Source organism: Sulfuricurvum sp. RIFCSPLOWO2_12_FULL_43_24, assembly GCF_001829605.1.
Classification (GTDB): Bacteria; Campylobacterota; Campylobacteria; order Campylobacterales; family Sulfurimonadaceae; genus Sulfuricurvum.
In genome coordinates this window covers 1-14015 of sequence record NZ_MIBT01000086.1, presented here as the reverse complement: position 1 = coordinate 14015, position 14015 = coordinate 1, and the positions used below count along the sequence as shown (strand labels likewise).

Genomic DNA, 14015 nt, shown 5'->3' with positions numbered 1-14015 from the left:
TTTTTATAATAAAGGATCGGTGAGTTCAAAGAAACGATCATTTTGAATTCGGGTTCCGATTGTAACACGAATCGCGTTCAATCCGTAACTGCTTAAATCACGTACAATCATACCCTTTTTTAAGAGTTCTTGCGCAATTTTTGATGAATTTTTTTCTTCAGGAAGCGATAAAGTGACGAAATTGGTATAACTGTCAATCACATCGATCCCCTTAGCGCGTGCAAATTCCTCATAACGGCTCATCTGCGCAAAATTATCACGAATACATTCTTGAACAAACGGTTCATCTTCCAATGCTACCGATGCCGCTTCCAAGGAGAGCGTCGTAATATTAAACGGCGGGCGTACTTTATAAAGAGCTTCAATAACAGGTGCCTGAGCAATTCCATACCCGACGCGCATTCCTCCCAATCCATACGCTTTTGAGAAAGTCCCCAAGAAAAGGACATTCTCAAACCGTTCAATCAATTCACGCGGTTCAACCGCATAGGAAGGGTCTTTGAAACGGGCATACTCCATGTAAGCACCATCGACGATCACAAGGGTGTCATTATCAATTTTTTCGATAAAAGCGAGCATCGATTCTGCATTGAGAGCATCTCCTGTCGGATTGTTCGGCGTACACAAAAAGATGATAGAGGGTTTGTGTTCACAATAAAGTGCATAAAATTCGTCCATATCATGCTCGCGCGATGCGGTTCGGATGATGTGCGCCCCCACTTGCTTCGCATAAATCTCATACATCGCAAAAGTGACACTGTTCATAAGCACTTTCGAACCGCCATGCGCTTTCGCATGGATTGCGAATTCGATCACTTGATCACTTCCGGCACCAATTACCAATTCGTTACTTTTAATGCCGTATTTACCCGATAAAGCGGTTTTAAGTTTGACCATCGAGTCATCAGGATAAAGGGCCATATTATCGATGATTAAGCGAACGGCATCTTTTACTTTCGGTGAACATCCAAACGGATTCTCATTACTGGCAAGTTTCACGATCGAATCTTTATCGATCCCATACTCACGGACAACCAACTCGATCGGCTTACCTGCTTCGTAGGTTTTAATAGACTCTAACGCTTCATTAAATTTCATAATTCTCCCTTTACGTAACTTCCCAACCATGTCACTTCATCGACATGTTTCTGGACCAATGATTGAATTTTAGGTTCATCAATATGACCGAAGAAATCGATAAAAAACCAATATCCGAAACCGTCATTATCCCGCGACGGCCGACTTTCGATTTTGCTAAGATTGATGTCGGCATTGTTAAAATCTTCCAAGAAATGAACCAAGGCTCCCGCTTTCTGAGCATCTTTTAAGCGTACCAGAATCGAGGTTTTATCCTCACCGCTGATACCGTTTTTAAAATCGCTGAGGATAAAAAATCTCGTTGCATTGTTATGGGCATCTTCGATGTTTTCAAACAATGTCGGAACACCGTACAGTTTTGCCGCGATATGGGAGCAGATAGCGGCCGCTTCAGGATCTTTAGAAGCCAAAATAGCCGCTTTTGCAGTCGATTCAACCGGTATGTGTTCGATCGTATCCAAGCCGTGTTCCGCTAAAAATTCCCGACATTGCCCAAACCCTTTGTCTTTCGAATAGATCCGCTTGATATGGTGAATTTTCTCCGCTTTGGTGGCAAATGCCATATGAATCGGCATATAAAGTTCGGCAACAATTTTAACGCTGCTTTTGCCCAGTAGATCAAGGGTTTCTCCCACGACGCCATCACGGCTGTTTTCGATCGGTACTACACCGAATTTTGCACGCGATGCTTCGAGCGTTTTAAATACAGCTTCGATCGAACCAAGAGAAAGATAATCACTCATTGCCCCAAAACGTGATTCTGCCGCCTGATGGGTGAAACTCCCCTCCGGCCCCAAATAGGCAATCCGTTCAGGGAGTTCAAGATTACGGGCAACCGCAAAAATCTCTAAAAATACTGCTTCGATTGCAGCCGTATTTAAAAGTCCGCCGGAAGACTCACTGATCTGAGTCAACCGATCAATAATGGATTTTTCTCTCTCTGGACGATAAATTGCCGTGTTACTTTCATGCTTAATCTCACCGACACGACGCACCACTTCCATGCGGCGGTTCAAAAGGCCGACGATCTCATTATCGATCTCATCAATTCGTGCTCTGCACTCTTCTAAAGTATTCATAAACTCTCCAATATTGCTTGCATATCGGCATAAATTTCCGCCGGTCGCTCGTGAGGTTTTAGCGAGGGGATAATCTCATCCGCTGATCGATATTTGCCGCTAAGGACGAATACCCCTTTCATCCCCAACGATTGCGCGCCGATAAGATCCCCTTTGACATCATCACTGATAATCGTAATATCACTGAACTTTATCCCGGCTTTTTGCAGGGAAAGACGAGATAAAGCTTCTTCGAAAAAAGCGATGCTCGGTTTGCCGACCACCGTATAGGAAACCGAGGTAGCAAATTCCAACATTTTTAAAATTGCCCCCACGCCGGGATAACGTTTGTGATTCTTGGCATACAGCGTGGTTTCATGCATCCCGATCAGTTGTGCACCACCAAGGAGAAATTCGATTATTTGTGCATATTCATCGCTCACGAAATCATCTTTGATGGCCACTAAAACAACATCAGGATTTAAAAAATCCAACGTATAGCCCATCGCCTGTAAAACATGTAAAAAAGGAGCAGATCCATACGCCGCAACTTTACGGGTTTTGTCAATATGACTCTCCAACATCATCAACGGATCGAGATAATGTTCCCGAGGAATATTCAACCCGATACTATTAAGATATCCCAAGAACTCATCACTCGGATTTTTGGTACTGTTGGTAATGACCATATAAGGAATCTGATGCGCATTAAGGTAATCGATAAAAGCAACCGCCCCACGAGTGGGAAGTTTGGTATTATCTTCGATTAGCGTCCCTTGCACATCCACAAAATACATGTTTATAGCCTACAGATAGTCGCGTTCTAACGCGATAACATCATCAAACGTTTCGCGACGTCGAATCAGACGTACATTAGCTGCTTCGATGGCAATCTCGGCTGAGCGACCACGGGTATTGTAGTTACTTCCCATCCCGAAACCGTAGGCTCCTGCACTGTGAATAACCAATAAATCATTGTGTTCCATCGGTGGAAGCGGGTAGTTTTTGGCTAAAAAGTCACCGCTCTCACATACCGGTCCAACCACATCGGCTGGAGTTGCATCACCCGTTTTATCCAACGCTTCAACACGGTGATACGCTTTGTACAAACTCGGACGGATAAGATCGTTCATGGCCCCATCTACCATTACGAAACGTTTTTCACCATTGTTTTTCTCGTAGAGTACTTTGGTCAAAAAGTATCCCGCATTCGCCGTCAAAAATCGTCCCGGCTCCATGATAATCGTAACATCGATTCCTTTGAGTGCAGAAAGAATCGCTTGTGCGTAATCGTAAGGCTCAATCGTTGTCTCATTGTCGTAACGAACCCCTAACCCTCCGCCGATATCAAAGAATTTTAGCTCGATATCGATTGCTTGAAGGGAGCGTAATAAATCGGCTACGATGACTGCCGCTTCGTAAATCGGCTCCAAATCGGTCAACTGACTTCCGATATGAAAATGGATACCTACGGGGTCAAGATTAGGCGAGTTTTTCGCTTGGATGTACATCCGTTTTGCCGCAACAATCTCCACACCGAATTTATTATCATGTAAACCGGTTGAAATATACGGATGAGTTTTCGGATCGATATTCGGATTGACACGGACACTGATACGGGCTTTGGCACCCAGCTCCCGAGCGATCATTTCAACTCGCCCAAGTTCTGCTTCACTCTCCACGTTGATGTAGAGAATATCCGATTCGATCGCTTCACGAATCTCATCATCACGTTTACCGACACCGCTGAAAATAACACGATATTTTGGTACTCCCGCCATGAGAGCACGACGCACCTCGCCAATCGATACGCAATCCGCACCTGAGCCTTGCTGCGCAAAATGTTTTACAACGCTGAGATTTGAGTTGGCTTTGACGGCATACGCTAAAATAGATTTACGCCCGCGAAACGCCTCTTTTAAAGATTCAAATTGCGTTTTCATCGCATCAAAATCATAAACATACAAAGGTGTTCCGTAGGTCTGCGCCAGAGCTTTAAAATCGATCACTCATAATCCTCATTGATTAGTTTTGTCGCGATTTTACCCTAACTCTCCTTAGGGGATTTCCAAGTCGCCATAACATTACTCCGCCGAGTACCATAATCGGAACGATTATCCCGATTTCAGGTGATAAGGTTTTATTGTTTGAGAGCTCTCCCATCATAAAGAGCACTCCCCATACAATCAGGGTTACCAAAATGGCACTAAAACTAAATAAGGAGAGATTTAAGAAACGGGCACTCACCGGGGCGTACGTGAAAAAAATCACCATCAAAACCGGTGCAAACCATGGTGAAACAAAAATACGGTACATGGCACTCGTAATTTTAGCCACATCGACATTTTGATTTTCAAGCAGCTTAAGCGCGTCCAATCCGTCGCCAATCGTAAAGTTGGCTTTCCCCTCATATACCTGATCCAAAATTTTGGGTTTAAAATCACGCAGTACTTTAAGATTATTTCGATCTTCCGTTACGATCCCTGAAGCGTGTAGATCAAACCCTTCGGGAGGACGTATTAAATGAGCTTTTTGAATATTCCAATAGCCATTCTCGTACACTGCTTCTTTGGCACTCAAAGCCTCTTTTAAATGGCCTTGTTCGAAGGTAAAGATTCGAATATCTTCCGCCCGCTTACTCAAAGGATAAAGATTTCCGAAGTAGATGTAATTTCCCTCATGGGTGAAAAAAAGATTACTGGTCGGGCGGATAAACTGAGAGGTTTCACGTAAGTTGTTGGCAAATTCGTTTGAACGGGCAAAATTGGTCGCATGAAGGGAAATATAGATAATTATCAGCCCGCTAGCCACACTCAGAAAAGGGGCCATAATACGTATTTTTGAGTACCCGAGTGCGTAATATGCCGCCAACGCATTGGAGCGGATCAGTTCTACCAAAGAAGCTATGATTGCAAAGATCAAGGAGATCGGCAACATCATATCAACCGCATAAAAATATTTATACATGATATAAATCAAAACAAGGTTAGCGGAATTTGGAAGTTCTGAGGCATTGTCCATCAGATCGAATCCGACCATAAAGCTGGTTAACGCAATCAATACGATCGAGAAATAGCGTAGATACGTGAATGATAAAGTATTAAATGCGAGCATAAGAGCCTAAAATAAAAAATATTGAAGTTTATTGTACCCAATTAAACCTGCGAGATTTTTACACCCCTTTTACGGAGCATTTCGCGGCAACATCACTGCAACTTTGCGTTAAAAGCATCTCTACCGCATCCGCTGCGGCAGAAATCCAGTTGGATAGTTTAGATTGTTCTTCTGCACTAAAGGGGTGTAATACATAATCGGCCACCTGCGATTTATGTTCCGGTTTTCCGATCCCCATACGAACACGAATATACTCAGCCGTTATCGCGGCATCGGTTGATTTGAGTCCGTTATGTCCGCCATGTCCGCCTCCGCTTTTAAAGCGTAATGCCCCAAAAGGAAGGTCCAAATCATCATGAATAACAATGACCTCATCGATTTTATAAAAATTTTTAACGGCAAGGACAGAGCGACCGGAGAGATTCATAAAAGTTGTAGGTTTGAGAAGGAAGTGTGACCCCATTTTAAACAACTCCCCTTCGAAGGAGCTCTTTGAAATGTTTTGAACACTGCGACGGCGACAAAGTTCATCGATCACCATAAACCCGACATTGTGACGGGTTGATGCATACGCCGAGCCGGGGTTTCCCAGTCCGACGATCAGCATCCTTATTTCGCTTTAATGATACTAAGAACCGATACACGGTCTGAATCAGTAAACGTAACGTTTTCAACACGTGGAAGATCACGAACCAATACAGAATCACCCAAATCGAGTGGAGCAACATCAACAGTGATATTTGCCGGCAAGTTTTCGATTGCCGCTTTAACGCGAAGACGTTTTTTAGCAACGAACAACATACCTTTGTTTTTCAAACCGACAGGAGTTCCTACCGTATTAACCGGTACATGATAGTGAGTGACAACACCTGCTTGTGCAACCATCAAATCAACGTGCAACAAGTTGCCTGAAACTGGATGAGACTCATACCCTTGAACCACAAGGTTCATCTCTTTACCCGCTACGTTTACAGCAAATGCTACGGTTTCTTTGTTGCGCACAGTACGGATAAAGTCGTTCATTTTGAACGCAGCGTGAATGTTTTCAAGCCCTTTTCCGTAGATGTTGGCAATAAGATAACCATCACGGCGATACGCTTTTGTAGCAGCTTTGCCAATACTCTCTCTTAAAATACCTTCTAACATGTGTCATGTCCTTCGTAAATAAAATGGGGCGAATTATACTTAAAAATAGTTTAAACTATTCTAAACCCACTTTATCCTTTCAAGCCGATGAACTCTTCTTCTTTAAACTCTTTCGGACCGTCATCTACTCCCAATTTTCCTTTATCAATGGTAGCACTGAGCCCTTCCATTTTAAGTTTTAAATCCGATGGTGACGTTGCAAAGGCCAAGGCATCCTCCCGAGAAATACGCCCATTAAGATATAAATCTAAAATTCCCTGATCAAACGTCTGGGATTTATAGAGTTCTTTCCCTTCTGCGATTGTATCAGGGATCTCAATATCTCTATTTTCTGCGATTAACTGTTCAATACGGGGTGTGCGAATCAGAATTTCCAGTGCAGCGGTCCGTTTTCCATCCACGGTTGGAATCAGACGCTGTGAAATCACCCCTTTAAGGACAGAGGACAGAGTCATACGGACACGATTCTGTTCACCCGTCGGAAATACGGAGATAATCCGGTTAACCGTCTCTTTTGCATCAAGTGTATGAAGTGTTGAGAAAACCAGATGCCCGGTATCTGCCGCATGAAGCGCAATTTCGATTGTCTCCATGTCCCGCATCTCTCCAACCAAAATAATATCAGGGTCTTCTCGCAATGCTGCACGCAATGCTGATCCGAAGGTATGCGTATCTTGACCGATACTGCGCTGATTGACGATGCATTTACGGTCTTTATGGACAAACTCAATCGGATCTTCAATGGTAATAATATGCTTACGCCGTTTCCAATTAATCTCATTGATCAATGCGGCCAAGGTGGTTGATTTACCGCTTCCGGTAACACCGGTCACGAGAACCAATCCCCGCTCCATCTCCGCAAAACTATGGACGATTTCGGGTAAGAGTAATTCATCTACCGTTAAGATTTTGACGGGGATCAGACGGAAAACAGCTGATATCCCCTCCATTTGGAAAAAAATGTTGATACGAAAACGGGTATTTTCATCAAACGGATAAACCAAGTCCAACTCTTTTTTCTCGACCAATTCAGGAAAACGGGTACGAAGGAGTTCTTTGGCAAAAACAAGGGCATCATCCTTAGAAAAGATTTCACCTGAAAGGGGAATAATTTCTCCATTGATTCGTGCACGAACAACCGCATTGGCTTTGATATGCAAGTCACTTCCTCCCGCATCGATCATGCGCCGAAGATAACCGCGAATTTTTTTCAATACCTCAAAATTGAGGTCTCCCAAATCAGGTTGCTGAATACTTTGCTGAATATTTGAATTCATTTTTTACTCCAATTCACTCAAAATTTCGCCAAAAGCGACCTTAAACGCTTCCAATCCTTCACGAATCTGTTGATCAATAATCATTTCCATATCAATCCCCGCATTTGCAACTTTAGTTTGGTGATCTTCGATGATATCACTTCCTATCGGTAGTTTCAATACCGTATCTCCGCCTTGTACAAAAGCGTCAATCGTAGCGATCGGAGCCGTATTAACACTGTTCGGTGCTAAAAGCTCATCGATATAATACGATCCCCGGAATTCATCACCTTTCACACCCGTACTGGCAAACAAAACACGGCATTTTGGAACATTAAGCGCTTCAACTCTGTTATAAATATCAGCGGCATTAAGAATACCCATTTTACCCGTTTCAACCCCGTTAGTGCGAAGTGTTTCATCGATTGCACGATCAATTCGACTGACAAATACACTGATTACAGTATCTACAGATGATTTTTTCGATGCACGTTCAAATGCTTCCGCACATTTAAGAGCCTGCTCAACCGAAAAGATCAATGTCGCATTAACTGCGATCCCCTCAGATGCCAGCGCTTCCATCGCGATGTATCCCGCTTCCGTAGCCGGGACTTTGATCATAACATTGGGACGGTTGATCGAGGCATGAAGCCCTACCCCCTCACTAATCGTCGCCTCTGCATCATCGCATAAATAAGGATCCACTTCGATACTCACATATCCGTCATCTCCCGCTTCAAATAACGGGCGCAAAATATCAGCGGCTTTTTGGATATCGTAAATAGCCAATGCTTCATATTTTTCTTTGGGTGACAATCCACTCAGTGTTGAGAGTTGTTCTTTATAGGCAGGAGAGGTCAAAATGGCATTTTTAAAAATTGCGGGATTCGAGGTAGCACCGTTAATAATCCCTTTCGCAATAAGTTCTTTAAATCCCTCATCCAAAAATGTCCGTTCAATAAAATCGGCCCAAAGGGCAAAACGCGCTTCCGCTATATACATTGGTAAAAACTCCGTCCTAAAAAGTGTAACTATTATGCCAAAAAATAATTAAAAATAGAGGTTCACCCCAAGTTTGTAGCGATCTTCTCTGTAATCCTGATCAATTCCTTCATAACTGCACTGCACTCCCCCCAGAGGACTCCATTGCCACCCTTGAGAAACCATGACTCGGCTTCGATCGCTACCATCCAAATAGAAGATATGACCTGTTTCTATATGGCTCTTCATCCGATTACCCCAGTTGATCGCAGTACCTGCAGTGAACCCCAATCCAACATCGGCATTAAATCCGAATCTCACCTCAGGCTCACTCAAAATATATCCGTACATCCGTTCATCTCCGATAGATGCACCTGCTCCCACGCGGGTAACAAAGCTTAGTCTGTCTCCTTCGTACTCGCGATCCCAACCGCTTTTCATTCGCCAAGAAAAGGGTTTAAAAAAATGGCTCACCGGAGCAATGGAGGCCAAGGAGAGAATGGTCAATTTTTCAAGCGTAACGTTGTCATGATCAACCCCGACAAGAGTATCCAAAAACTCAATCTGGGCTCCGGAGAGATGCCCTGTATCATTTTCTCTCAAATCATGAAAAGCAGGACGCCACCCGATCAGCAAAGAAGCACGATTTTCAAACCACCCTTGAGATACATCGATCCTCGCAGAACGATGAGCAGAATCGGGATTGGATTTTGAGGCTACATTGAGCGTCTCGCCTGAACCTAAAGCAGCACGACCGGAAAGGAGAGAATGATAACGCTCGGCATAAACGTCTTTAGTGATTTTTCCTTCAATGTAGTCATATTCCGCCAATTCTGCTGCTGCTTCAAGTGTAAAACGACGTTCTTGGTCTGATAAATTCATGCTATTCAATGAGGCAGAATTTATCTCCCCTGCACTCAGCGATTTAACCGCATGGAGTGCTTGAGGAGAAAGCTGCCCTTCATACGCCAATAATTTCGTCCGTTTAGAGGGTCGGTAGTGTTTTTGCACCACCAAAGCTTCCTCCTCAAAAGCTCGTACCGTATCGGGAGGAATGACGTAGTAGAAAAAATGATCCCTCAAGTGAACACTCGGACGGGCAATCTCGGTGAGCCACAACATGTGATAGGAGCAATTTTCATCGAAAAAATAGTACCACGAGTTAATCCGCTGCAATTCCCAGATATGGCGCACCATTGCCATCACCTCATCATGGGTTAGATTCAGATCATATTCCCATACATCTCGGGATTCACTGTCACGGTACTCTTTAAGTTTCTCATAATAAGGGAGCATCGAGTAATATCCGTAATACCCGCCGAATAAACCTTTATAGGCAAAAAGTAACCCATTGGTCTCATCCGTATGCGCCGCATAATTGATCGCATAGGACATCAATTTTGATTCCATGGATGAATCAATCCGTAAAAAGGTATGTCCGAACATCGATGCTGGGGAGTTGATGTGAGCGCTCGGAAAAACGAGAGTTACGCTCTGGGGATCCATTTTGGCTACAAGCGCTTCATAGTCACGGCATTTTCCCTCACCGAAAGTGGTATTGAGTTCTTGTTCCAACCATGCTCGACGAGCCGGAAAACGGCAAAACACGCTTTCATTGCTTCGGTTCGTCTCATCATTAAGATACTGGATAGTTGTATCAAGTTCGGCAGAAAGATTCTGTTTTCCATCGGGTGAGAGAAAAAAAGCCGGATCGTCAATCTCGCTTTCACTATCAGGGGTATGCATCAAAAGATGCCAGTAACGGCTATCGGAAAGTTGTTTTGTATGGGCGTGCGCAATCAGTTTATCGGTCGATGTCGCATAAACCGCTAAACTCAGTACACATAATAATAAAAGAAAGGGCAAATAAAACCTTGATTTTCGTCATTCCCGATCACGTCGGGAATAACGGGAGATGATGTTAAATAAACCTTAGCCTGCGATAGTAGAAACGTTATCAAGAACCGTTGCCATATCGGCTTTTTCACTCGTATAGATTGCATTGTAATTTGCTTGTAATGCATGAGCAAATGCGGCTTTGTCTTCTACATTCAAAAGCTCTGCAAGCGTTGAAACACTCTCACCTTGACCGATAGCGATCTCACGAGAGAGCTGATCCATGTTAGAGGCTACAAACTCTGCCGCACGCTCATTCATCACTAAATTGGCTTTTTTACATCCTGATGTCCCTGAAGTAACACCAAATGTTTGGTTACCCAATGTACCATTGGTCGTTGCTTGAAGCGCCAACATGACCGCAGAGCTGTCATCTTTGATGATCTGCGACCCAAGACCGCATCCTGTTTGATTGTTAACCGTTGCATAACCTGCCGTTGCGAGAGCAGCGATTGCTGCGATACTGATTAAAACTTTTTTCATAGAGACCCCTTTTTTCATAAGAATTAACGAAGAGTATAGAGAAATAAACCTTAAATATTTCCTATTTTCCAAAGTCTTTCTCCCATTGGTACAGTTGAAGCATCATAAAGACGCTTTAAAAAAGACTCTCTTGAAACCTCTTTTGCCCCCAAACTTTTGAGATGGTTGGTTGGAACCTGACAATCGATAAATTCAAATCCCCATCCCCTAAGATATTCTACTAAAACAGCAAATGCTACTTTAGAAGCATCGGAAACTTTTGCAAACATCGACTCACCGCAAAATACTCCTCCGACACTTACTCCGTAAAGCCCTCCGACTAAAACACCGTTTTGAAACGCTTCAACACTGTGCGCATATCCAAGAGCATGTAGCGTCTCATACGCTTCGATCATCTCAGGTACGATCCAACTCCCCTTCTGTCCGCGACGCGGAGCAGTTGAACATTCATTGATCACTTGTGAAAATACACTGTCAAAACGAATCTCAAACTGAGGGATTTTTTTACGTAATGAACGGCTCAGTTTAAAATCATCCAGGTCTAATATCAACCTCGGATCGGGAGACCACCACAGAATCGGATCGTTTGTACTGTACCATGGAAATATCCCGGAACGATAAGCCAGCATAAGACGTGAAGGTGAAAGGTCACCGCCGTACGCGACGATCCCCTCCTCGGAAGCATAAAGAGGATTAGGAAATGAGAGGCGGTGGGTAAGACGAGGAATCATACCGCATAATCGAATATCAACTGATCGATATAATCCACCGATACTTTTCCCCCTTGTACCAAACGCCCAAAGAGCATCTCATCGACAAGCGGATCTTTAATTTTGTCCGAAATAACGCGTCCAAGAGGTCGTGCCCCCATCGCTTTATCGTACCCGATTTTCGCAATATACTCTCTTGCTTTATCACTCAGAGTCACAACCACTTTTTTAGGTTTGAGCTGTGTATTGAGTTGTCGGATAAATTTATCGACAATTCCCTCGACGACATTCATCGGCAAAGATCCAAATTCAATGACCCCATCGAGACGGTTACGAAATTCGGGGGTAAAAAAGCTCTTTAGAGCTTCATGCCGCGAAATCGAGCTATCCGCATTGAATCCCATTACGGTACGTTCACTGGCTCCGATATTCGAAGTCATAACGAGGACAACATTGGCGAAATTGGCTTTAAAGCCCGTGTTATCGGTCAACGTCGCACTGTCCATCACCTGAAGCAATACATTAATCAAATCGGGGTGAGCTTTTTCGATCTCATCGAGTAACAACACCATATAAGGGTGCTTACGTACTGTCTCAACCAAAAGTCCCCCCTGCTCGAACCCCACATACCCCGGAGGGGCACCTATGAGACGGCTAAGGGCGTGTTTTTCCATGTATTCAGACATATCAAATCGCTCAAAATAGATCCCCATCGTTTCAGCCAACGATTTCGCCAACTCGGTTTTACCAACTCCGGTCGGGCCTGAAAACAAAAAGGAAGCGATCGGTTTATGCAGAGCACTCAAGCCTGCATAGGAGCGTTTAATGGATTTAACAACCTGTTCAATCGCCTGATCCTGACCGATGACAAGCGCTTTAAGCTCTGCTTCCAAAGATGCGAGTTTTTCACGCTCATCCGTTCCCATTTTTGAAGTGGGTATCCCCGTCATTTTAGCAATCACCGTCTCAATATCATGAGGAGTAATCGTGGTACGTTTATGGGTTTTAAGATGAAACGATGCCCCGGCTTCATCGATCAAATCAATCGCCACATCCGGCAAGAAACGGTCAGTAATGTATTTTTTTGAGAGTTCTACCGCACTACGAAGCGCTTTATCGGTGTATTTTACCCCATGATGTTTTTCATACCGCGCGCGGAGTCCCTTGAGAATCAAAAAACTCTCCTCTTCACTCGGTTCACCCACCTCGATACGGGCAAAACGGCGGCTAAGGGCACGATCTTTTTCAAAAACCGTTCTGTACTCGGCATGAGTCGTCGCCCCCATACACTTGAGCGTTCCCGAAGCGAGGGCTGGCTTGAGTTGATTCGATGCATCCATGCTCCCGCCACCTACAGCACCGGCGCCGACAATAGTATGAATCTCATCGATAAAGAGAATTGCATTTGGGTGGGCCGCAGCCTCATCCATTACCGCTTTGAGACGCTTTTCAAAATCTCCACGGTATTTGGTTCCTGCCAGCATCGCTCCCAGATCAAGGGCAAAAACCTCAGCATCTTCGAGCAATACCGGAACATTGCCCGAAACAATACGCAATGCCAACCCTTCCGCAATTGCTGTCTTACCGACACCCGGTTCACCAATAAGGAGCGGATTATTTTTCTTACGGCGGCACAACGTCTGAATGGCTCGCTCAATTTCATTGACACGCCCGATAACAGGATCGATTTTCCCTTTTTTTGCCTGCTCAATCAGATTAATAGCATATTTTTGCAACGCCCCTTCACTCCTAGAGTCGTCTTGCACACTCTCCATATCACGATGAGAGATCGCTTCGAGAACATCAACACGGCTGATTCCGTACTCTTCGAGGAGCATACAAGCATAAGTATGATGTTCTTCATATACGGCAGCAATCAAGTCACCCACATCGGCAACCTCTTTTTGAGCACTCCTGACATGATGCATCATCCCATCAATCATTCTAGCAAGAGCAACTGTCTCAAACGGTTCTTGCTCTATATCTTCGGGCAACGGTTCCATCGTTTGTATCAAATATGCACCCAACGATTCTCGAATAATTTCCACATCCGCACCGCACGATTTTATAATCGCTTCACCATCAGGAGAGTTCAGCAGGGCAAGCATCACATGCTCGATCGTGAGATATTCATGACGCTGATGCCGTGCAAATGCAACCGCTTTTTGGAAAATCACATTGAGTTCCGTGCTCACCATGGTTATGCCTCCTCCATTATCGCTTTAAGGGGAAATCCGTTTTCACGCGCCAATGTCCCGACCTGATGTACTTTT

General features: G+C 44.2%; 13 protein-coding genes. All 13 read right to left on the bottom strand.

The window, feature by feature from the left end:
- Positions 1–3: 3 nt before the first annotated feature.
- The 13 genes from hisC to clpA all read right to left on the bottom strand — a co-directional run bounded on the left by hisC (position 4) and on the right by clpA (position 13940).
- Positions 4–1098, bottom strand: coding sequence for a histidinol-phosphate transaminase (hisC, locus tag A3G19_RS07780; protein ID WP_294871770.1), 1095 nt, complete (start codon positions 1096–1098; stop codon positions 4–6).
- Positions 1095–2177, bottom strand: a complete 1083-nt coding sequence (pheA, locus tag A3G19_RS07775) for a prephenate dehydratase (protein ID WP_015654264.1) — start codon at positions 2175–2177, stop codon at positions 1095–1097. Before pheA ends, hisC begins: the two co-directional genes overlap by 4 nt.
- On the bottom strand, positions 2174–2953 hold the full coding sequence (locus tag A3G19_RS07770) for an HAD-IIA family hydrolase (protein WP_294871768.1): 780 nt from the start codon (positions 2951–2953) through the stop codon (positions 2174–2176). The genes pheA and A3G19_RS07770 overlap by 4 nt, the downstream gene beginning before the upstream one ends.
- A gap of 9 nt (positions 2954–2962) precedes the next feature.
- A complete protein-coding gene (gene lysA, locus A3G19_RS07765) occupies positions 2963–4165 on the bottom strand; it encodes a diaminopimelate decarboxylase (RefSeq protein WP_015654266.1) in 1203 nt (400 codons plus the stop codon).
- A gap of 16 nt (positions 4166–4181) precedes the next feature.
- Entirely contained in the window at positions 4182–5270 is a 1089-nt protein-coding gene (locus A3G19_RS07760; protein ID WP_015654267.1) for an LptF/LptG family permease, read from the bottom strand.
- 58 nt (positions 5271–5328) lie between these two features.
- Complete coding sequence (gene pth, locus A3G19_RS07755; protein ID WP_294871764.1) at positions 5329–5877, bottom strand: aminoacyl-tRNA hydrolase; 549 nt, start codon at positions 5875–5877, stop codon at positions 5329–5331.
- A gap of 2 nt (positions 5878–5879) precedes the next feature.
- Positions 5880–6416, bottom strand: coding sequence for a 50S ribosomal protein L25/general stress protein Ctc (locus tag A3G19_RS07750; RefSeq protein WP_294871762.1), 537 nt, complete (start codon positions 6414–6416; stop codon positions 5880–5882).
- A 71-nt stretch (positions 6417–6487) separates the two neighbouring features.
- Positions 6488–7693, bottom strand: a complete 1206-nt coding sequence (locus tag A3G19_RS07745; protein WP_015654270.1) for a PilT/PilU family type 4a pilus ATPase — start codon at positions 7691–7693, stop codon at positions 6488–6490.
- Positions 7694–7696: 3 nt separating this feature from the next.
- Entirely contained in the window at positions 7697–8674 is a 978-nt protein-coding gene (locus A3G19_RS07740) for a transaldolase (RefSeq protein WP_015654271.1), read from the bottom strand.
- Positions 8675–8722: 48 nt separating this feature from the next.
- Positions 8723–10519, bottom strand: coding sequence for a DUF4105 domain-containing protein (locus A3G19_RS07735; RefSeq protein WP_294871760.1), 1797 nt, complete (start codon positions 10517–10519; stop codon positions 8723–8725).
- Positions 10520–10585: 66 nt separating this feature from the next.
- Entirely contained in the window at positions 10586–11032 is a 447-nt protein-coding gene (locus tag A3G19_RS07730) for a DUF3015 family protein (RefSeq protein WP_294871758.1), read from the bottom strand.
- A 50-nt stretch (positions 11033–11082) separates the two neighbouring features.
- Complete coding sequence (gene aat, locus A3G19_RS07725) at positions 11083–11763, bottom strand: leucyl/phenylalanyl-tRNA--protein transferase (RefSeq protein ID WP_294871756.1); 681 nt, start codon at positions 11761–11763, stop codon at positions 11083–11085.
- On the bottom strand, positions 11760–13940 hold the full coding sequence (gene clpA, locus A3G19_RS07720; protein WP_294871753.1) for an ATP-dependent Clp protease ATP-binding subunit ClpA: 2181 nt from the start codon (positions 13938–13940) through the stop codon (positions 11760–11762). Before clpA ends, aat begins: the two co-directional genes overlap by 4 nt.
- Positions 13941–14015: the final 75 nt, after the last annotated feature.

Bases quoted from the DNA above. Each gene is read 5' to 3' on its own strand.
- hisC (WP_294871770.1), bottom strand. From the start codon at position 1,098: ATGAAATTTAATGAAGCGTTAGAGTCTATTAAAACCTACGAAGCAGGT.
- pheA (WP_015654264.1), bottom strand. From the start codon at position 2,177: ATGAATACTTTAGAAGAGTGCAGAGCACGAATTGATGAGATCGATAAT.
- A3G19_RS07770 (WP_294871768.1), bottom strand. From the start codon at position 2,953: ATGTATTTTGTGGATGTGCAAGGGACGCTAATCGAAGATAATACCAAA.
- A3G19_RS07760 (WP_015654267.1), bottom strand. From the start codon at position 5,270: ATGCTCGCATTTAATACTTTATCATTCACGTATCTACGCTATTTCTCG.
- pth (WP_294871764.1), bottom strand. From the start codon at position 5,877: ATGCTGATCGTCGGACTGGGAAACCCCGGCTCGGCGTATGCATCAACC.
- A3G19_RS07750 (WP_294871762.1), bottom strand. From the start codon at position 6,416: ATGTTAGAAGGTATTTTAAGAGAGAGTATTGGCAAAGCTGCTACAAAA.
- A3G19_RS07745 (WP_015654270.1), bottom strand. From the start codon at position 7,693: ATGAATTCAAATATTCAGCAAAGTATTCAGCAACCTGATTTGGGAGAC.
- A3G19_RS07740 (WP_015654271.1), bottom strand. From the start codon at position 8,674: ATGTATATAGCGGAAGCGCGTTTTGCCCTTTGGGCCGATTTTATTGAA.
- A3G19_RS07730 (WP_294871758.1), bottom strand. From the start codon at position 11,032: ATGAAAAAAGTTTTAATCAGTATCGCAGCAATCGCTGCTCTCGCAACG.
- aat (WP_294871756.1), bottom strand. From the start codon at position 11,763: ATGATTCCTCGTCTTACCCACCGCCTCTCATTTCCTAATCCTCTTTAT.
- clpA (WP_294871753.1), bottom strand. From the start codon at position 13,940: ATGGTGAGCACGGAACTCAATGTGATTTTCCAAAAAGCGGTTGCATTT.